The organism is Confluentibacter lentus (genome assembly GCF_002806995.1).
GTDB lineage: Bacteria > Bacteroidota > Bacteroidia > Flavobacteriales > Flavobacteriaceae > Confluentibacter > Confluentibacter lentus.
Genome location: NZ_NIHE01000002.1, coordinates 272,544 through 294,029, shown reverse-complemented (window position 1 = coordinate 294,029; position 21,486 = coordinate 272,544). Strand labels below are relative to the sequence as shown.

The 21,486-nt window shown below is 34.0% G+C and carries 16 protein-coding genes; 10 read left to right on the top strand and 6 right to left on the bottom strand.

Annotation, left to right across the window (positions count from 1 at the left end):
* Window positions 1-35: 35 nt before the first annotated feature.
* Window positions 36-326 carry an isoamylase early set domain-containing protein gene (locus CDH50_RS05220; RefSeq protein WP_100610875.1) on the bottom strand — a complete coding sequence of 97 codons (291 nt, stop codon included), beginning with the start codon at window positions 324-326 and terminating at the stop codon, window positions 36-38.
* A gap of 290 nt (window positions 327-616) precedes the next feature.
* Between CDH50_RS05220 and CDH50_RS05215 the strand changes: the two genes are divergently transcribed.
* The 6 genes from CDH50_RS05215 to lspA all read left to right on the top strand — a co-directional run bounded on the left by CDH50_RS05215 (window position 617) and on the right by lspA (window position 5,793).
* Complete coding sequence (locus CDH50_RS05215) at window positions 617-1,504, top strand: dihydrofolate reductase (RefSeq protein WP_100610874.1); 888 nt, start codon at window positions 617-619, stop codon at window positions 1,502-1,504.
* A gap of 65 nt (window positions 1,505-1,569) precedes the next feature.
* Complete coding sequence (locus tag CDH50_RS05210; protein WP_100610873.1) at window positions 1,570-2,133, top strand: DUF4256 domain-containing protein; 564 nt, start codon at window positions 1,570-1,572, stop codon at window positions 2,131-2,133.
* An 89-nt stretch (window positions 2,134-2,222) separates the two neighbouring features.
* Window positions 2,223-3,779 carry an NAD(P)/FAD-dependent oxidoreductase gene (locus CDH50_RS05205; protein WP_100610872.1) on the top strand — a complete coding sequence of 519 codons (1,557 nt, stop codon included), beginning with the start codon at window positions 2,223-2,225 and terminating at the stop codon, window positions 3,777-3,779.
* A gap of 11 nt (window positions 3,780-3,790) precedes the next feature.
* The gene (locus tag CDH50_RS05200; RefSeq protein ID WP_100610871.1) at window positions 3,791-4,351 is read left to right on the top strand and encodes a sugar O-acetyltransferase; all 561 of its coding nucleotides are present in this window, start codon (window positions 3,791-3,793) and stop codon (window positions 4,349-4,351) included.
* Between the two features lie 32 nt (window positions 4,352-4,383).
* Window positions 4,384-5,268, top strand: a complete 885-nt coding sequence (gene fabD, locus CDH50_RS05195) for an ACP S-malonyltransferase (protein WP_100610870.1) — start codon at window positions 4,384-4,386, stop codon at window positions 5,266-5,268.
* A gap of 12 nt (window positions 5,269-5,280) precedes the next feature.
* The gene (lspA, locus tag CDH50_RS05190; protein ID WP_100610869.1) at window positions 5,281-5,793 is read left to right on the top strand and encodes a signal peptidase II; all 513 of its coding nucleotides are present in this window, start codon (window positions 5,281-5,283) and stop codon (window positions 5,791-5,793) included.
* A gap of 52 nt (window positions 5,794-5,845) precedes the next feature.
* Here the strand turns inward: lspA and galE are convergent, their stop codons facing one another.
* Together galE and CDH50_RS05180 are read right to left on the bottom strand one after the other, a co-directional pair.
* Complete coding sequence (gene galE / locus CDH50_RS05185; protein WP_100610868.1) at window positions 5,846-6,868, bottom strand: UDP-glucose 4-epimerase GalE; 1,023 nt, start codon at window positions 6,866-6,868, stop codon at window positions 5,846-5,848.
* Window positions 6,861-8,015: a DegT/DnrJ/EryC1/StrS family aminotransferase gene (locus CDH50_RS05180; protein ID WP_100610867.1), complete on the bottom strand. Its 1,155-nt coding sequence runs from the start codon at window positions 8,013-8,015 to the stop codon at window positions 6,861-6,863. The genes galE and CDH50_RS05180 overlap by 8 nt, the downstream gene beginning before the upstream one ends.
* A gap of 116 nt (window positions 8,016-8,131) precedes the next feature.
* Here CDH50_RS05180 and CDH50_RS05175 point away from each other — a divergent pair, with 116 nt between their 5' ends.
* The 4 genes from CDH50_RS05175 to CDH50_RS05160 all read left to right on the top strand — a co-directional run bounded on the left by CDH50_RS05175 (window position 8,132) and on the right by CDH50_RS05160 (window position 17,770).
* The gene (locus CDH50_RS05175) at window positions 8,132-9,394 is read left to right on the top strand and encodes a 3-deoxy-D-manno-octulosonic acid transferase (protein WP_232731964.1); all 1,263 of its coding nucleotides are present in this window, start codon (window positions 8,132-8,134) and stop codon (window positions 9,392-9,394) included.
* Between the two features lie 325 nt (window positions 9,395-9,719).
* Window positions 9,720-12,767 carry a SusC/RagA family TonB-linked outer membrane protein gene (locus CDH50_RS05170; protein ID WP_100610866.1) on the top strand — a complete coding sequence of 1,016 codons (3,048 nt, stop codon included), beginning with the start codon at window positions 9,720-9,722 and terminating at the stop codon, window positions 12,765-12,767.
* 18 nt (window positions 12,768-12,785) lie between these two features.
* Window positions 12,786-14,306 (top strand): RagB/SusD family nutrient uptake outer membrane protein, encoded by a 1,521-nt coding sequence (locus CDH50_RS05165; RefSeq protein WP_100611261.1) that lies wholly within the window; start codon window positions 12,786-12,788, stop codon window positions 14,304-14,306.
* A 227-nt stretch (window positions 14,307-14,533) separates the two neighbouring features.
* Window positions 14,534-17,770 (top strand): VCBS repeat-containing protein, encoded by a 3,237-nt coding sequence (locus CDH50_RS05160; RefSeq protein ID WP_232731963.1) that lies wholly within the window; start codon window positions 14,534-14,536, stop codon window positions 17,768-17,770.
* Between the two features lie 70 nt (window positions 17,771-17,840).
* On the opposite strand, the gene CDH50_RS05155 is transcribed toward CDH50_RS05160, so the two are convergent.
* Genes CDH50_RS05155 through CDH50_RS05145 form a run of 3 tightly spaced genes read right to left on the bottom strand, consistent with a single transcriptional unit; the run spans window position 17,841 to window position 21,486 of the window.
* On the bottom strand, window positions 17,841-18,878 hold the full coding sequence (locus CDH50_RS05155) for a glycoside hydrolase family 43 protein (RefSeq protein ID WP_100610864.1): 1,038 nt from the start codon (window positions 18,876-18,878) through the stop codon (window positions 17,841-17,843).
* Window positions 18,879-18,901: 23 nt separating this feature from the next.
* On the bottom strand, window positions 18,902-20,338 hold the full coding sequence (locus CDH50_RS05150) for an MFS transporter (protein ID WP_100610863.1): 1,437 nt from the start codon (window positions 20,336-20,338) through the stop codon (window positions 18,902-18,904).
* 8 nt (window positions 20,339-20,346) lie between these two features.
* Entirely contained in the window at window positions 20,347-21,486 is a 1,140-nt protein-coding gene (locus CDH50_RS05145; RefSeq protein WP_100610862.1) for an endo-1,4-beta-xylanase, read from the bottom strand.

The window sequence follows — 21,486 nt, the reverse complement described above, 5'->3', positions numbered from 1 at the left end:
TGAAAGCACTTTTTTGTTTAATTTTTCGGATTCAACTAAACATTTACAACGCTATTAGTAGCAGCGGCAAAATCATTCCATACATAATTGTCGGCAGCATCATCGTTAACATAAGTGCCATCAACAATGTATTTAAATTCGTAAGAACTCTCGGTATCTAAATCAACAGTTCCTTTGAAAGTTCCATTTTTTAATTTTTTTAAAGGCGTCGCTTTCCATTTATTAAAACTTCCTGCAAGTCCAACTTTTTTAGCATCTTCAGCAAGTATTGAAAAGGTTACTTTACAAATAGGTTTGCTTTTAAGATATTGTTTTGTAATAGCCATAAATATAATGTGTTGTGTTGTTTGTTATTGCAAATTTAGGAAACAATTTCCTAAGCTTTAGAGATTAATCTACATCCCAACAAAGAATTATCAATTTGATAATATGAGTTCTTATTAATCTTAACTGAATAAAAAATTATTGATTAAATTGTAGAATTGTCAGTAATATAAATTTTGTTTTTATCTGATTTTAAATGTTTTAACATAATCTTAATTTTTAAGATAACATGGTTGGGATTGATGGGTTCTCATTAAAAAGCATTAATTTTACATGATATAATTATTACAATATGTTTGGAAATAGTAGGGCGCCACAGCACATAGATAAAGACCAATTAGAACTGCTAAAAAATGCCCAAAAGCGTATAAAACAAAAGAAAAGGTTATACATTCATTTTGTTGTTTTTTTAATTGGAGCCGTGTTTTTAATCATTGCAAATGTCTTCATCGGTGTTGGGAAAGGCTTGACCTTATTTGGTAAAAATTGGTTTGTATTTGCCATTTTAATTTGGCTTTTTTTATTGCTATATCATGTTTTTAATGTGTTTATTACCCATAAATTTATGGGTAAGGCATGGGAAGAAGAGCAATTGCAAAAACTAATGTCTAAACAAAAAGAACGAATAGGTGAATTGGAGCAAAAATTGGAAGAGGGAGTTGGCCATGAAGGTTTAGAAAAAAAAAAGTCTGAACTAACCCTGATTGTTGCTGCTGCCGAGAATAATGCCATTGGTAAGGACAATAATCTTATTTGGCATTTAAGTGACGATTTAAAACGCTTCAAGACACTTACTAACGGGCATCATGTCATTATGGGCAGGAAAACTTTTGAAAGTTTCCCGAAACCATTGCCAAATAGAACGCATATTGTAATTACCAGACAAGCTAATTATAAAGCTCCAGAAGGCGTTATTATTGTAAATACACTAATAGATGCCATCAATATTGCGAAAAATGACACGCAGCCATTTGTAATTGGTGGAGGCGAAATATATAAACAAGCAATTGCTATTGCCGATAAAATTGAAATAACCCGTGTTCACGAAGCGTTTGAAGCTGATACGTTCTTTCCAGAAATAGACATAACTGTTTGGAAAGAAATAACCAATGAATTTCATGAAAAAGATGCGAACAACGAGTATGATTTTTCATTCATCACTTATGTTAGAAACCAATAGTTTCTTGATTATACAGAATAATTCTACTAATTTAGTTTCCAAATTTTAATAAAAACATTCTAGAATTGGGAACTATAAAAGCATTATCTCCAGAACAAGCACAAGAGCTTGTAAAAATTTTAAAAGCACGTTTTGAAAAAAATATAAACCGCCATAAAGATATTAATTGGGCGAACGTTCAAACAAAACTGGAAGCAAATCCTGAGAAACTTTGGTCGCTTAATGAAATGGAAAAAACAGGTGGAGAACCTGATGTTGTTGATTTTGATATGAAAACAGGTGAGTATGTTTTTTATGATTGTTCGGCAGAAAGTCCTAAAGGGCGTAGAAGTGTATGTTACGACCATGAAGCACTAGAAAAAAGAAAAGAATACAAACCAGCAGATAGTGCTGTAAATTTGGCAACAGCCATGGGTGTTGACCTTTTAAACGAAGAACAATACAGAGCATTACAAAAACTCGGAAATTTTGATACCAAAACATCGAGTTGGCTAAAAACTCCCAATGATATAAGGAAACTAGGTGGTGCTATTTTTGGGGATTACCGCTACGCAACTGTTTTTATTTACCACAATGGAGCGGAATCTTACTATGCTGCTAGGGGATTTCGGGGGTTATTGAAGGTTTGATCAATTCGAACAATTATGTAACACATAGAACCGAATTAATCTCCAAATTCTTTTCAAATGCATGTCCTAAATTTCAGTAATTTTGCGGTATGATAGAAGAACTACAGCTTCGTGTAACGCTTAAAGAAGAAGAACGCAGCGATATTTTAGTAATAAAATCGGCCCAAGCTTTAAATATTGATAAAGAAGATATTACAGGCGTAAAAGTGCTTCGTAAATCTATTGATGCACGCAAAGCGAAAATTATTTTAAACTATAAAGTAGCTGTTTATATTAGGGAAATGTTGCCCAAAACATCTGATTATAAATTCGATTATAAAGATGTTTCAAAAGAAAAAGCTATTCACATCATTGGTTTTGGCCCTGCCGGTATGTATGCTGCTTTACGTTGTATTGAATTAGGCTTTAAGCCTATTGTTTTAGAGCGCGGCAAAAATGTACAAGACCGTCGGCGTGATTTAAGAGCCATCAATCAAGACCATTTTGTAAATGAAGATTCTAATTATTGTTTTGGTGAAGGAGGTGCAGGAACTTACAGTGATGGCAAATTATACACCAGAAGTTTAAAGCGTGGTGATGTTCGCCGTATTTTTGAAAATTTAGTATTTCACGGGGCTACCGACCAAATTTTGGTCGATGCACATCCACATATTGGTACCAATAAACTTCCAAAAGTGGTACAGAATATTCGGGAAACCATTTTGAAATATGGAGGCGAGATTTATTTTGAGACCCGTGTTACCGATTTCATTATAAAAAACAACAAGCTGCAAGCCATTCAATTGCAAAATGGCGAGGAAATGCCTGTGAACCGCGTTATTTTGGCAACAGGACATTCGGCTAGGGATATTTTTTATTTACTTCATAAAAAGGAGATTGCTTTAGAAGCCAAATCGTTTGCCATGGGCGTTCGGGTGGAGCATCCACAGCATATTATTGATGCCATTCAATACCATTGTGAAGGCAAGCGTCACGAACTGTTGTCCGCGGCTTCCTATAGTTTGGTGCAGCAAGTCAATGACCGTGGCGTGTATTCTTTTTGTATGTGTCCGGGCGGATTCATTGTGCCTGCCGCAACGACAAATGGCGAAGTGGTTGTGAATGGGATGTCACCTTCTAAACGAAATAATTTATTTGCCAATTCAGGAATTGTGGTCGAAATTAATGTTGATAGAGACTTACATAAGTATGAACATTTCGGAGCATTAAAAGGCTTGGAATACCAAAAAAACTTAGAGAAAATGGCATTTACGGCAGGTGGCAGAAGTCAAGTGGCGCCAGCACAACGCTTAACTGATTTCGTGGAAGGTAAACTGTCAACAGATTTGAATCCTTCATCCTACCAACCAGGATTAAATTCTGCGCCTTTACATTCCTTATTGCCAAAATTAATAGGAAGTAATTTACGGAAAGGGTTTCAGGCTTTCGGACAAAAAATGAAAGGCTATTATACTTCAGAAGCTAATGTTGTCGGCGTAGAATCTAGAACATCATCGCCAGTTTGTATCCCAAGAAATGAAAAGCTAGAACATCCTCAAATACAAGGCTTATTTCCTTGTGGTGAAGGTGGTGGTTATGCTGGAGGCATTGTATCAGCAGCTATGGATGGCGAACGTTGTGCTGAAGCAGCTATTGTTGGTTTATAAAATTTAAGTGTATGACAGAAAAACAAAAAATGTTAGCGGGTGGGATGTATAATCCGTCCGATCCAGAATTAATGAAAGAGCGCCATCGCGTACGTTTATTGTTCCATAAATTCAATAGCATGAGTGAAGAATACATGGAGGAACGTACTAAAGTTTTATATGAAATTTTTAAGGAAGCAGGAGAAAACTTATTTGTAGAACCACCGTTTCATTGTGATTATGGTAGTAATATTAAAGTAGGAAACAATGTATTCATGAATTTTAATTGCTGTATTTTAGATGTAGCCACCGTAACGATTGGCGATAATTGCATGTTTGCTCCAAACGTTCAAATTTATACGGCTACACATCCTTTAGAGCATAAATTAAGGAACAGTGGTAAAGAATACGCAAAACCGATAACCATAGGTAATAATGTATGGATTGGAGGGGGTGCTATCATTTGTCCGGGTGTGACTTTAGGCAATAACACGGTTGTTGGGGCAGGTGCCGTTGTTACTAAAAGTTTTCCAAATGATGTTGTTATTGTAGGAAATCCTGCTAAAGTAATTAAGACCATTAATAATAATTAATTCTTATTTTTGCACAACTAAAAAACAACTACATGAATGCATATATATTTCCAGGTCAGGGCGCACAATTTTCCGGAATGGGCTTAGACCTTTATACAAATTCACCTTTCGCCAAGGAATTATTCGAACAAGCTAATGATATTCTTGGTTTTAGGATTACAGATATTATGTTTGAAGGGTCTGCCGAAGACCTAAAAGAAACGAAAGTAACCCAACCAGCCATATTTTTGCACTCGGTTATTTTAGCAAAAACATTAGGAGATAGTTTTAAGCCAGATATGGTTGCGGGGCATTCCCTTGGTGAATTTTCAGCCTTAGTTGCCAATGGCACTTTAAATTTTGAAGATGGATTGAAATTGGTTTCCCAACGTGCATTGGCTATGCAAAAAGCTTGTGATTTACAGCCAAGTACGATGGCTGCTGTTTTAGGTTTGGAAGATAGTATGGTTGAAAAAATATGTGCTTCAACCGAAGGTGTTGTTGTTGCGGCAAACTATAATTGTCCAGGTCAACTAGTAATTTCCGGCGACATTGATGCTGTTAACAAAGCTTGCGAATCTTTAAAAGCAGCTGGAGCCAAACGCGCTTTAGTATTGCCTGTTGGTGGTGCTTTTCATTCACCATTAATGGAACCAGCTAGGGAAGAATTAGCAGCGGCTATTGAAAACACCATGTTTAGTAAACCAAACTGCCCAATTTATCAGAATGTAACGGCTCAAGCTGTCATTAATGAAAACGACATCAAAGCAAATTTAATTTCGCAATTAACAGCACCCGTACGTTGGACTCAGTCTGTGCAACAAATGATTTACGACGGTGCTACTTTATTTACAGAAGTTGGTCCTGGAAACGTTTTGCAAGGTTTGGTGAAGAAGATTTATAGAGATGCGGAAACGACTTCGGCAACCTTGTCTTAATAAAAAAGATACATGACATTATCTAAACGTTCTATCTATATTGTATTTGTAATTGTGTTGACAATTGCCGTTGACCAAATGTCCAAAATACTTGTCAGAGCTCATATAGAACCGCAAACAACCATACAGCGTGGTGAACGCATATCATTAATTGGAGATGCATTCATAATGATGAATGTTGAAAATGAGGGTGCGTTTTTAGGTATGGGCAGTGATTTAAATCCGACACTCAGACTCATCTTTTTACTTATTTTACCAATTGTTGTTTTAGGATTTGTGTTGCGTTATATTCTGAAAGATAAATTGTTGGATAACCTGTCTCTTTTTGCTTTTTCAAGTATTATTGGTGGTGGAATAGCGAATGTTTTTGACCGCATTGTGTATGGTTCTGTAACCGATTTTTTCTTTATTGATTTAGGAGGCGTTTTCAAAACGGGCATTTTTAATATGGCAGATTTATCAGTAACAACAGGTATGATTATACTTGTATTACTAAGTTTCAAAAAGAAAAAAGTTGTGGAATAAAAAAGTGCAGCTAATTTAATTTATTAGCTGCACTTTTTTATGTAATGAGATATTATTTTCCTCTTACAACTTGTTCCCATTTCCAAGCAGAACGCATAGCGTCATCTAATGTTAATTCTGATTTCCAGCCTAATTCATCATTGGCTTTCTTGGTGTCTGCATAAGCAGAAATAACATCGCCTTCGCGTCTACCAACGATTTTATAATTCAGTTTTTCACCAGACACTTTTTCAAAAGAATGAATGACTTCCAATACAGAACTTCCTTTTCCAGTACCTAAATTGAAAGTTTCATAATTGGATTTATGCTTGTTTTCTAAAAGACGTTTTAAGGCTATAACATGAGCTTTAGCCAAATCAACTACGTGAATATAATCTCTAATACAGGTACCATCAGGTGTTGGATAATCATTGCCAAAAACAGACAGTTGTTCTCGGATTCCTATAGCGGTTTGGGTAATAAACGGCACTAAATTTTGAGGCACACCAATGGGTAATTCCCCAATTTTAGCAGATTCATGTGACCCTACTGGATTAAAATAACGTAGCGCAATAGCTTTAATATTGGGTGCTATTTTGCAAGTGTCTTTTATAATTTCTTCACCTATTTGCTTGGTATTTCCGTATGGAGATTCTGCAGGCTTTATAGGAGCGTTTTCAGTAATTGGTAATTCATCTGCTTGTCCGTAAACTGTACAAGACGAACTAAATATAAAATTAGATGAAGACATTTTTTTTAATTCCTTTAGAATATAAACCAAGGTACTTATATTATTTTCATAATATAATAGAGGTTCTTGTACACTTTCACCAACTGCTTTACTGGCAGCAAAATGGATTATACCTTTTATATCTTCGTGTTTTTTGAAAAACCCTTCAACATGTTCCTTATCTTTTAAATCCAATTTTTCAAAAAATGGTTTTTTACCAGTGATGGACGTAATACCCTCTAATACATCTAGAGAAGAATTTGATAAATTATCAATGATTACGACTTCATAGCCTTCATTTTGCAATTCAACGACTGTATGAGAACCAATAAAACCCAATCCGCCGGTAACTAATATTCTATCCATTTATAAAACTTATAATTGTTGAGGTAATGTAGTCAATCTGTTCATCATCTAATTCTGTGTGCATAGGCAATGAAATGACTTCTTTAACCAATTGATTTGTTACCGGAAAATCAGCTTCATCATATCTTGAATCTTCGTATGCTTTTTGCTTATGAAGTGGAATGGGATAATAAACACCACAAGGAATAGATTTTTCATTTAAATGCTTAACTAATGCGTCTCTGTCAACACCTTTTAATCTAAGCGTATATTGATGAAATACATGGCAATCGCATGTATCACAAATCTCTGAACAACCATTACTGACTTTTGGGGTAAGTATGGCATCCATGTTTTTAAAAGCATTGTTGTATTTTTTTGCAGCAGTTTGTCTAGCTTTATTGTAGTCATTCAAATATGGTAATTTGGCATTTAATACGGCAGCTTGAATGCTATCTAAACGGGAATTAACGCCAACCACATCATGATGGTAACGTTCATACATACCATGATTCACTATGCCTCTGAGCGTATGTGCTAAACTGTCATCATTTGTAAAAATAGCACCACCGTCTCCGTAACATCCTAGATTTTTTGAAGGGAAAAATGAGGTTGCGCCAACATGACCAATAGTTCCGGCTTTTGTTTTTTCGCCATTTTTAAAAGTGTAATTAGCGCCAATAGCTTGGGCGTTATCTTCTATAACATATAAATTATGAGCTTTCGCAAGTTCCATAATCGCTTCCATATTAGCGCATTGTCCGAACAAATGAACAGGCACTATGGCTTTGGTTTTAGGAGTTATAGCTTTTTTAATAGCCTCGATATTAATGTTAAAATCATCTTCATTAACATCAACCAAAACAGGGGTCAATTGTAATAATGCAATCACTTCAACAGTTGCGGCAAAGGTAAAATCGGCGGTAATAACTTCATCGCCAGGTTTTAACCCCAAGCCCATCATGGCAATTTGTAAAGCATCTGTTCCGTTAGCACATGGAATAACATGCTTAACATTTAAATACAGTTCCAAATTTTTTTGAAATTCATGAACTTTTGGGCCGTTAATAAATGCTGTGGTTTCAATAACCTCTTGGATAGAAAGATTTACAGCATCTTTAATTTGGGTATATTGACCTTTTAGGTCAACCATTTGAATTTTATTCATCTAAAAAAATTACAGACCATTTAGGCATGGTCAATTTTAATAACTCCTAAATTTGGTTTAGTGATATACAAAATTACAAAATTCATTGAAGCAATTGATTAATTTATTTTAAAGAAATGTATTTTAGCATCAAAGAAAAAGAATTGGGTTTTATTTATAATATTGGTATTCATCTAGTGCATTTTGGTTTAAAATGTGCATCAACTTTTAATGAAAAGATTAAGAAAGGTATTGTTGGTCGACAAAATACCTTTACCATTCTTCAAGACAATATAAAAGCCAACGATAAAACACTTTGGTTTCATTGTGCCTCTTTAGGGGAATATGAACAAGGGCTTCCTGTATTTAAAGTGATTAGGGAATATTATATAAGTCATAAAATTGTACTTAGTTTTTTTTCACCATCGGGTTATGAAATAAGGAAAGATTCACCCATTGCAGATGTTGTCGTTTATTTACCCTTAGACACAAAAAAAAATGCCAAACATTTTTTAGATATAGTTAGGCCAGAACTTACGGTTTTTGTTAAGTACGATATTTGGCCGAATTTTTTAAATGAATTAAAGAAACGAAAATTAAGAGCCATACTCATTTCGGCAAATTTTAGAGACAATCAATCATTTTTTAAATTTTACGGAAAACCACGACGAGAGGCATTGTTTGCTTTTGAACATATTTTTGTCCAAAATCAAGGGTCTAAAGAATTGCTCCAATCCATACACTATAATAATATTACTGTGTCTGGTGATACGCGTTTTGATAGGGTTTCAAGTCAGTTAAAACAAGATAATCATTTAGATTTTATAGAAACCTTTAAGCAAAATAAATTATGCATTGTTGCAGGAAGTACCTGGCCAGAAGATGAAGATCTTCTTATCAAGTTTATAAATCACTATGCTACAAAAGAGGTGAAGTTTATTATTGCACCTCATAATATTAAGTCTCAACAAATAAAAAATATTATAGAAAGCCTAATTGTAGATGTTGTTTTGTTTTCTGGAATGAATGCTAAGGAACTCAAATCAGCAAGCGTGTTTATAGTTGATACCATTGGGATTCTTTCAAAAATTTACAGTTACGCTGATATTGCTTATGTTGGTGGGGCAGTAGGTACAACAGGATTACATAATACTTTAGAACCGGCCGTTTTTGGCGTACCTATTATTATAGGAAACAATTACTCTAAATTTCCTGAAGCTAAAGAAATGATTCTGAATGAAGGTGTCTTTTCAATTTCGAACCAAAAAGAATTAAACTTAATTTTAACTGAATTGATCGAAAATCCAAAAAAGCGTTCCCTTTCCGGAAATAGCAATTCAGATTACATTAAAAGAAATAAAGGTGCTTTAAATACAATACTCAAGTATTTAGGTTTGTAGTTTTTTTTTAAAAGAACTAAAAGGCGACATCCATGTTAATAGCTATGTTTTATATTTTCAAGAAAACTCTAAGGAAATAAAAATCTTCTAAAGCCTAACCTAAAATCAAACTTACAAAAGAATACTCAATTCATTATTTGAGTTATAAACTGATTTGAAATTTAACAAAATATTAATAAGAAAAAAAAAACTGAAAAATTAACGCAATCGGTTGTTTCATTTAAAATATTTTCTATATTTGACAAAATAAAACATGTTTCGGTTAAAATAGGACATATTTTATTATATAAAAACTAATTTTAATTACTAAAACTAACTAAATTTTATGACAAAATTTTTATTTTTTAAAAAGGAAGGCATTAAGCATTTAGGATTCCTTGTGCTTGTGTTTGTATTTTGTTCAAGTATGAATGCGCAAATTAGGGTTTCCGGTACTGTGTCTGATCAAAATGGACCATTACCTGGAGTAACGGTCATCGTTGACGGTACCTCAAATGGTGTTGCTACTGATTTTGATGGGAAGTACACATTATCCAATGTAGCTTCCAATGCAACGCTTGTAATCAGTTATGTTGGGTTTGTTACTCAAAGAATAGCTGTAAATGGTCAAACAACCATTAACATTACATTAGCCGAAGATTTACAAGCTCTAGATGAGGTTGTTGTTGTAGGTTATGGTTCTCAAAGTAGGGCAGCGGTAACCGGTGCTATTTCAACTGTTAAAACAGAAGAGATTGCTGCAGTTCCTGTGGCGAATGCTGTTGAGGCATTGCAAGGTCGTGCAGCTGGTGTTTTGGTCATAAACACTGGTGGTCCAGGTACAGAGCCTCAAGTAAGCATTAGGGGTTTAGGTACTTTTGGTAATAATACTCCTTTATATGTTATAGATGGTGTTATCGTGGGTAACCTTTCTGGAATCAGTCAAAATGATATTGAATCCATAAACATTTTAAAAGACGCCTCTACTACAGCTGTTTATGGTGCGCAAGGGTCTAATGGTGTTGTTTTGGTAACTACTAAAAAAGGTAAAAGTGGTAAAACTCAGTTGACGTTTAATGCGTTTACAGGTTTTCAAACACAAAACCAAAGATATGATTTATTAAATACGGCTCAGTATTTACAATATGCGCAAGAAGCGTTTGGTATTGTGCCAACTACACCAGCATCTCAGTCAGGAACAAATACAAACTGGCAAGATGAATTGTATACTACAGGTCTGGTTCAGAATTACGATTTTGGTGCATCAGGGGGTAGTGAAAATAGTACTTTTAGAATTTCTGGAGGTTATTCAGAGAAAGAAGGTGTAATTGTAAACACTGGTTTTGAGAAATATGCTTTTAGAGCAAATGGTGATTTTAATTTAGGTAAATTAAAAATAGGGCAAAGTATTTCTGTTAACTTTAATAAGCAAAAACCAGAAGTTGGCGCGGGTGGTCGTTCATTATTGGAACACGCTATAAAAATGGCACCTTACTACAATGTTTATAATCCGAATAACCCAGGTGGTTTTCAAGGCCCAAATAGTTCAGCTGACGGGCAGGACGCTGAAAACCCTGTAAGAATCATGAAACTTAGTGATAGGGTTAATAATTCATTTGCCTTAATCGGAAATATTTATGCAGAGTACGAGATAATAGAAGGTTTAAAATTCAAATCTCAAATAGGTTTAGATTATTTTAGTAATGTGAATAGTGCTTTTACACCATCATTTAATGATGATGGTTATAATGGGGGCGCTACGCATAGTCAAAATTTCGCTACTATCAATAAAAGTAGATCTTCAGGACAAACTATCATTTACACCAATAGTTTAACATATAATAAAACGGTAGCTGAGGATCATAATTTTGAATTATTGTTGTTATCAGAGCAGTACAATAATAAATTTAGCAGTATCAACGCAAGTAGTAGAAACTTAGTATCTAATGAGGTTAATAATATTGGTACTACAGATGATGCCAGAGATGTAACTACTAATTCTAATGAATACAATAGATTAGGGTTTTTGGCAAGGTTGAACTATAATTATCAAGATAAATACTTAGCTGCAGCTTCTATTAGACGTGATGCTTCTTCAAGATTTGGTGCTAACAATCGTTGGGGAACATTTACATCCTATGCTTTAGGATGGAATATTGCCAAGGAAGATTTCATGAGTGATTCTGCGTTTAGTACTCTAAAATTAAGAGGAACTTATGGTACATCTGGTAATGATAAAATTCCCAACTACGCATATCTAGCTACACTAACAAGTAACTTTGGATATCCAATAGGAGGCGGATTAGCAGGAGGAACTACAGCTGACGGTTTATCAAATTTAGATTTAAAATGGGAAGAGACTATTCAAAAGAACATAGGTTTAGATTTTGGTCTTTTTAATGAGAAAATCACTGGTGCTATAGAGTATTATGTGAATAGAAGTGATGATTTATTAGTTTCATTGCCATTATCACCATCATTAGGTATTAACGCAGGGTCTCAAACTTTAAATGCGGGGTCTGTAGAAGTTAGTGGTTTTGAGTTTACTTTAGGTTACAACGATCGTGATGGAGATTTTAAATGGTCTGCAAATATAAATTTAGGAACCAGTAAAAGTGAGGCTTTAAGTTTGGGAGGTAGAGCTTTCTTAGAAGGTGCTGGTTTTGAGAGTGAACAAATTACTAGAGTTTCTGTTGGTCAACCTTTAGGTTACTATTATGGTTATATAATGGATGGTATTTACCAAACCCAAGCAGAGGTAGATGCTGTATTTAGTGCGAATCCTGCACAAACTGTAGTAAGACCTGGAGATGTTAGATATGTGGATATAAATGGGGATGGCAACATCACTGAGGCTGATAGAACTAATATTGGAAATGGAATTCCTGATTTCACATATGGTTTAAATTTTGATGCTACTTACAAAAATTGGGATTTTAATGTGTTCTTTACAGGTGTTCAAGGAAGAGATTTAATTAATACCAATATTTATGATCTTGAAGGGATGCCAAGGTTATTTAATGCAGGTGTTGCTGTATTGAACAGATGGAATGGACCAGGAACATCCAACTCAGTTCCTAGAGCAGGACTATCTGGAGGTGCAAATAGTGGAGCGCCATTAAATGCTAGAATATCTACACGTTATTTAGAAGATGGTTCTTTTATGAGGCTTAAAAACTTATCGATAGGCTATACATTGCCAAATGATATTTTTGGTCAAAATTTGTTTTCTAAATTTAGAATATACTTCAGTGGTCAAAACTTATTCACCATAACTGACTATTCAGGTTTAGATCCTGAAATTGGTAGTGGAAGTATATTTGAGACAGGTATTGATAGGGGAGCTTATCCGCAACCTAAAACATATTTAGTAGGCCTTCAAGTTACATTTTAATTGCAAAAAAAAATAATTATGAAAACAAACAGAATAATATTTTCAATCTTTACTGTATTCACAACCATTGTGATTATAGGAGCTTGTAGTGAAAAGGATTTAGAATTGGTAAATCCAAATCAATTATCACCTGAAACCTTTTTTACAACAAATGCTCAGGTAACATCTGCAGTAAATGCAGTGTATACGAATCTTCAAACGATTCCTTTATTTACTCGTGCGTATTTTTTTATGCATGATTTGATGGGAGGCGATGCTCAAGGAAATCCACAATTGGAGGCTGATAAAGTGCAGTATTACAACTTCTCTTTCGATGCTAGTCATGGAGATATGTCAGGCTATTGGAATAGTTGTTACAGAGGTATCAATAAAGCAAATTTTGTTATTGGTAATCAAGAAAAAATCAATAGCCTTATTACAATGAACCAAACTACCAAGGATAAATATATTGGTGAGGCTAAATTCATGAGAGCTTTTTATAACTTTCTTTTAGTAATAAGATATGGTGACATTCCTTTATTATCTGAGATACCAACAAGTTCAGAAGGTAAGCCTAAATCTCCAAAGGCAGAGGTTTATGCCTTAATTGAATCAGATTTACAGGATGCTTCTGCGGTTTTATTAGATAAATCTGTTGAAGCTAATGGTAGAGCTAATAAACAAGCTGCCATCGCTTTATTAGGAAAAGTTTATTTGTATCAAGAGAAGTATGATTTGGCATTAGCTGAATTTGTGAAATTAAATGGTCAATTCACATTAGAGGATGATTACTTTGATAATTTTATGGATGAAACAGAACATGGACCAGAGTCTATATTTGAAATAGAATATGATCAAACTCTTGGTGCAAATGGTTTATGGGGAGCTGGTAATGCTGGTTCTGGAGCCAATGAATCTACTTTAAGAGGACAAGAATATGGTTGGAATGATTGGTTTAATACCTATCCTGCGGATGACTTACTTGCTGAGTACGAAGTTGATGACAAAAGATTTGAAGAAACATTTTATACAGATGGAGATTTATTTGAAGGGGATCCTGACCAGCGTACAATTCGTACGGGTGTAGCTCCTTCTCCAGTTCCTGCAACAGAAATATACATTCCTTTACAACGCCAAGCTGCTTGGAGAAAATATCAAAATTACTACAAAAGGCGAAATGAGAATATAGATTCTAGTATTAACATGAAGTATATGAGATATGCAGATGTGTTGTTAATGATGGCTGAGTGTGAAAACAAGAGACCAGGAGGCAATCAACTTGCTGCTAAAGGCTATATAGACCAAGTAAGAGCAAGAGCTGGATTATTACCTACAACTGCAGTAACACAAGCACAAATTTTTGAAGCTATAGTTCATGAAAGACGTGTTGAGTTAGCTGGTGAGCAATCTCGTTTTAGTGACCTTATTAGATGGGGAAGAGCTGCAACTGAGTTATCAGGTCAAGGATTTGCTAGTAGAAATGTATTATGGCCTATTCCAGCTAATGAGTTCTCTACGAATAAATCATTAACGCCAGCAGATCAAAATCCTGGTTATTAATATTTGGATATTATTAGTTAATTTATATTGAGTTAGTTTGATAAAAGCAGCGTAATTTAATACGCTGCTTTTTATCTTTATTTTATTTTACAAATACAAACATTTCTATGAAAGCAATAACATTATATAGACCGAAATCTATATATTTTATCAAATTTTGTATTGGAATTTTCTTATCATGCACTTTGCAAAACTGTTCCAAAGAGAAAGAATCAACTACTGCTAAAATGGACGAGAAGATATTTAGTAAACTAGATGTTTCTAAAACAGGAATTGATTTTGTTAACACACTCACAGAGAGTGATACTTTAAATTATTTCACATATGGCTATCTTTATATGGGTGGTGGTGTAGCTGTTGGCGATATAAATAATGATGGTTTAGTAGATATTTATTTAACAGGAAATCAAGTTAAAAATAAATTGTACTTAAATAAAGGCAACCTTCTGTTTGAGGATATAACAGACAAGGCTAATGTAGGTGGAGATAATCGTTGGTATACAGGGGTCACCATGGCAGATGTTAATAATGATGGACTATTGGATATTTACTGTTCCGTTAGTGGCCAATCTGGTTCAAAACAAAATCAATTATTTATTAATAATGGCGATTTAACTTTTACTGAAAGAGCTGCGGAGTATGGACTAAACGATATGGGCAATAGTGTTCAAGCTACTTTTTTTGATTATGATAATGATGGTGATTTAGATGTATATGTAGCTAATTATCCGCCAACGCCATTTTCAGCTCCAGTGCTAGTTTATAAATACGCTATGACTAATGTTAAAGATATTGAATCAGATCATTTATATAGAAATGATAATGGAAAGTTTACAGATGTAACTAGTGAGGCTGGGGTTAAAAATTTCGGACTTTCTTTAAGTGCTACAGTAGGCGATGTAAATAACGATGGTTGGGCAGATATATATGTATCTAATGATTTTAGTTCTCCTGACTTTTTTTACATCAATAATCAAGATGGTACGTTCAAAGAAGTTAACGGGCAAGCATCTCCTCACACAGCATTTTATGGTATGGGAGCCGATATAGCCGATATAAATAATGATGGTCATCTAGATATATTTCAAGTGGATATGGATGCCAATAACAATCGTCGTAAAAAGGCTAATATGGCCAGCATGAACCCTCAATTATTTTGGGATGTTGTTGATGCTGGATTTCATTACCAATATATGAATAATGTGATGCAGATTAATACAGGGCATCATTCAGATGACGGAATCCCTTATTTTACAAATGTATCAGGAATTACAGGAACTACTTCAACAGATTGGAGCTGGGGACCATTATTTGCCGATTTTGATAATGATGGTAAAAAAGATTTATACATTACCAATGGTACTCGTAAAGAAATAAACCATAATGACTATTTCAAAAGTTTAGATAATGAAAGAAAAGATTTGTCTATCCTAGAAAAAAGCCTAGGAATTCCTTCTGAGAAAATTGATAATTTCATGTTTAAAAATAATGGAGATCTTAATTTTGAAAAGGTAAATGAGAAATGGGGCATTGAAATAAAAGGGTTTTCCAACGGTGTTGCTTATGCCGATTTAGATAACGATGGTGATTTAGAAGTAGTAATAAGCAATATAGACGATAACGCTACCCTTTTTGAAAATAAAAGCTCTGAAAGGACTAATTACATTGCAGTAAATTTTGAAGGAAAAGATGGGAATAAATTTGGACTAGGAAATAAAGTTTATATTACTAACAATAATGAAACCCAAATGCAAGAGCTAACCCTAACTCGTGGATTTCAATCGTCGGTTGCTCCAGAATTACATTTTGGAGTTGGGGAATCCCAAACCATTGAAAAACTAAAAGTAGTTTGGGGAGACGGTAAAATTCAAGAACTTAGTAATGTAAAAGCTAATCAAAAATTAAGATTAAAATATACCGATGCCACGATACAAAATGTTTTCGATAAACAATTAAACGATAATGCTTTATTTAAAACAGTATCAGAAACTTCACAAATATTTCCAGCATTTAAGCACCAAGAAAATGTATTTGATGATTTTGAAACACAGGTTTTATTACCTCACAAAATGTCAAATTTTGGTCCGGCACTTGCTGTGGGAGATTTAAATAATGATGGATTAGATGATTATTTTATTGGAGGAGCTTCCGGTTTTGAAGGACAACTATTTTATCAAACTTCAAAGGGTACTTTTGAAAAACAAACGCAAAGTTTTTTCGCTGAAGATAAAGTTTCAGAAGAATTAGGAGCTTTGATTCTTGATGTGGATAATGATGGAGATAACGACTTGTATATAGTTAGTGGAGGCTACGAGTTTTTAAATGATAATAGTGCAAAAAACTTGCAAGACAGATTGTATTTAAATGATGGAAAAGGAAACTTTAGTAAAGCAAATAATGCCCTTCCCAAAATGATTACTAGTGGTTCAAGAGCTTATTCCGCCGATTTCAACAAAGATGGGAAACCAGATATTTTAACTCTGGGAAGACAAATACCAGGGAATTATCCATCACCTGCTGATAGTTATGTGCTAATAAACAAAAGTGATAAAAGTTCAGTAAAATTCAATGTTATTTCTCCAGATGTTTTTAAAGATTTAGGAATGGCAACAAGTGCTATTATTACTGATATAGATAATGATACATGGCCAGATATTATTATAGTTGGTGAATGGATGCCAATTCGTGTATTTAAGAATGTAAAGACAGGATTCAAAGAAGTATCAAAATCTATGGGGTTAGGAGAAGACTCAGCAGGTTGGTGGTGGAGCATCAATCAAGGTGATTTTGATAAGGATGGCGATATGGATTATATATTAGGCAACAACGGCTTAAACTATAAATACAAAGCTGAAGGAGATGAAACTTTCGATATTTATGCCAATGATTTTGACGGAAACAATAAAATAGATATTGTATTAAGTTATTACAATGAGGGCATACAATACCCCGTAAGGGGAAGAGGTTGCTCTTCCCAACAAATACCTTCAATTAAAGAGAAATTTGAAAATTATGAAACCTTCGCAGAAGCCTCTTTGGTTGACGTGTATTCAAAAAAGGATTTAGAAAATTCCTTACATTATCAAGTTAAATCGTTTGCAAGTATATATTTGGAAAATAAAGATGGAAAATTCATTATTCATAAATTACCAAATCTGGCCCAAATATCAAGTATCAATCAGATATTAATTGATGATTATGATAAAGATGGCCATTTAGATGCTTTAATAGCAGGAAATTTATATGCTTCAGAAGTTGAAACCCCTCGTAATGATGCTGGGTATGGTCTTTTTCTAAAAGGAAATGGAAAAGGAAATTTTAACGCTGTTCCAGTTACTAAAAGTGGTTTCTTTGTTCCTGGTGATGTAAAGGATATGGCTACAATAAAAGTTGGCTTTAAATCTTATATTATTGCCGCTAAGAACAATGATTATTTACAATTTATAGAGTATGTAAAACCTTAAAGTAATAAGGAAAATATTAGACAAAGAGACCCTCAATTGAGGGTCTCTTTGTTTAATTAAATGTGATGAATCAATCCTTATAAGGATTTAAAGTATTAATAGTGCCATCGTCATTATAAGTGATTTCGGCTACTTTAATAGATCTTAAATGTGTTACACCTTTTGATAGGCTAGAGTCATGATAGAATAAATACCATTTCCCATTTACTTCACAAATGGAATGGTGCGAAGTCCATCCAACCACAGGATTTAAAATTTTACCTTTATAAGTAAAAGGCCCATAAGGATTATCCCCTATGGCATAGCATATTAAATGAGTGTCTCCAGTTGAATAAGAGAAATAATATTTGCCATTATATTTATGTACCCAAGGTCCTTCAAAAAAGCGTCTTTCATTATCACCGGCTAATATGGGGTTCCCTTTTTCATCTAAAATAACAACATCTTTTGGAGTTTCGGAAAACTCTAATAAATCATCAGTCATTTTTGCTACTTTTGCGGTTAGTGCAGGTTCATTATCCTTTGGTAAATGTGCAGTTGGATTTTCAGGATGTTCCGCATTGAATGTTCCAGTTCTCCATCGTTGCAATTGTCCGCCCCAAATACCGCCAAAATACATGTAATAACTTCCATCATTTTCTTCAAGAACAGCAGGATCTATGGAAAAACTTCCTTTTATGGCTTCTGGTTGTGGCTTAAATGGGCCAATAGGAGAGTCACTTACTGCTACTCCTATTCTAAAAATACCATCATATCCTTTTGCAGGGAAAAACAAGTAATATTTTCCATTTTTATGTGCGGCGTCAGGTGCCCACATTTGTTTTTCAGCCCATGGAACATCGTTTACATGCAATGCTAAACCATTATCAACAGCAACACTGTCAATACTATCCATTGAAATTACATGGTAATCTTCCATGGCAAAATGGCTTCCTAGGTCATCAAATGCTTCTCCCGCATCCACATCATGGGATGGATATATATAAATTTTATTATTAAAAACATGAGCTGATGGATCAGCTGTATAGATATGAGATACCAAAGGTTTGGAGAGAGCTTTTTTATTTAAAGTCTCAAAATCAATATGGTCAATGGCTTGTTCTGGCATTGTTGTATTATTTTATTTGTTATTTATTGTCTTCTTACTTTTAAATCGACTTCTATTTGAGTCTCCATTTTTTTGTTGATTTCATAGAAAAACAACAAACCTACACCAATTAAAAATGGGATTGCAGGAAAAATACTTACGAGCATTCTAGTTCCTTGTATAGCAGATTCTGGTTGTACTGTTGCTATTCCAGCTACAGCAGCTTCCTTAGTGATGTATCCATACACACCTAAAAACCATGATACCAAAGCACTTCCTATACTTAAACCGCCTTTTAGACCAACCATCATTGCTGAAAATATAATAGCTGTAGCACGACGATTGTTTTTCCATTCAGAATAATCGGCAACATCCGCAATCATAGCCCATAAAATAGGTGTGCTGATTCCATAGAAAAACATGTGCAAAATTTGAGATGCAAAAATTATTTCAATGGCTTTGGGAGGATAAAAATAAAAAGCAATTATAAACAATGTTGAAATAAATAAAGAGGCTCCAAAAACATTACGTTTTCCATATTTGTCTGCAAACCTTTTAGAAAGTGCTATACCAATTAATCCAATAAGAATACCGCCTCCATTAAAAACACCCAATCCTAAAGATGTTTCATTTTCAAAAGTTGGTAAAAAACTTTTTAATGGGTTTAGGAATGATTTTAATGCATTTTGATCCACATAATTTTCAAAGTAATAAACATAAGATCCACCTTTCATAGCCAAAGTTATGAAGACTAATGTTGTTAAACTTAACATTATAATCCAAGGCCTGTTTTTTACTAAATCACCTAAATCTTCCTTTATACTGGATTTTTGGTCTAGATTAGGAATAACTCGTTCTCGTGTTGTAAAGAATGTGATTAGTAACATAACCGTACCTATAATGGCTAGCCAAGTCATAACCGTTTCCATTCCCGCAGCTTTATTACCACTACCAGCTTTCAAAATAAAGTCGTACATAAAAACTTGTACAAAAAACTGAGCACCCATAACAGCTATAAAACGATAAGCCGATAAGCTATTTCGTTCTTTCATATCTCCCGTTATAACACCGCTTAAAGCCGAATAAGGCAAATTATTTGCAGCATATAGTAAAAGAAGTAATGTATAAGTAATGACAGCATAAATAACTTTTCCTTTGTAGGCAAAGTCTGGGGTACTAAATGCCAACATGGAAGCTACACCTAAAGGGATTGCTGTCCATAAAATCCAAGGTCTGAATTTCCCCCATTTGGTAGTAGTTCTATCTGCTATGACACCCATAATTGGATTAAAAGCAAAGGCGGCAATGAGTCCAACAATCAATGTAACAGCAGAAGCGTCATTAGCTTTGAGCCCATAGATGTCCGTATAAAAATAGGCTAAATAAGTAACTAATGTTTGGAATACCAAGTTTGCCGCAAGGTCTCCTAGGCTGTATCCAATTTTTTCTTTTATGGATAGTTTGTGTGAATCTAAACTCATGTGATTAGTTAGTTGGATTGTTTATCTTGTTTTTGTTTTAATGCAATGATACTATCATAAGCACTTTTTGGTTTTAATTCTCTATCGAAAAGTAAAGGATGATTGGTTCTTCCTCTTACAGGGAAACCATTAAGCCATGACTGTCCGTCGTTAACACCCCAAAAGGTAACTCTACTTATCTTATCTTTATGTTTTAAAAATATTTTAAAAATATCGGTATAACGATTAGCTAGTTTTACTTGAATGGAATCAGGCATTCCTTTAGTATAAGGATTCATAGCTTCACTATTCTGAAAATTTTGGGTGATTTCAGCTCCAACTAAATCTTCAGGATTTGGTAAAACACTGATGTCAAGTTCAGTAATAGCTACTTTTACACCAAGTGCAGCATATTCTACAATGCTTTTTTCAATTTCTTCTAGTGAAGGTGTATTTAAATGCCAATGGCCTTGCATACCAATACCATCTACTTTAATACCTTTATCCATGATATTTTTAACTAGCCGTATAGCACCTTGTCTTTTTTCTGGGTTAGCCATATTATAATCATTATAGTATAAATCTGCTTTTGGATCTATTTCAGAAGTCCATTTAAATGCCAAAGCTAAATAATCTTCTCCCATAACTTCTAAGAATACAGACTTTCTTAAGCTACCATCTTCATTTAATGCTTCATTAACAACATCCCAAGAGTTCACTCTGCCTTTATATCTACTAACGATTGTTTTTATATGGCTTTCAAGCGCTTCAGCCATTTCCGTACTGTCTTTTATATTTCTTATCCAAGGAGATAATTGACTGTGCCAAACTAAAGTATGCCCATGTATGAACATGTTATATTTTTCACCAAGAGCGACAAATTTGTCTGGATATTCAAAATTAAAAGTATCCCTTGCTGGATGGATTTGGATGGACTTCATTTCGTTTTCAGCAGTAATACTGCTAAATTCTCTACCTACGATACCCGCCATTATAGAATCTGTTTCATCTATTTGAAATGTATTAAGTGCAGTGCCAATATAAAAAGCATCTTCGTAAACGTTTCTAAGCGTTACGGGTTTTGTTGGCGTTACTTCACTTGCTTGTTTACAACCAATGACTAATACTAGTATGGCTATAATGAATAGAAATTGTTTTTTTATTTTCAT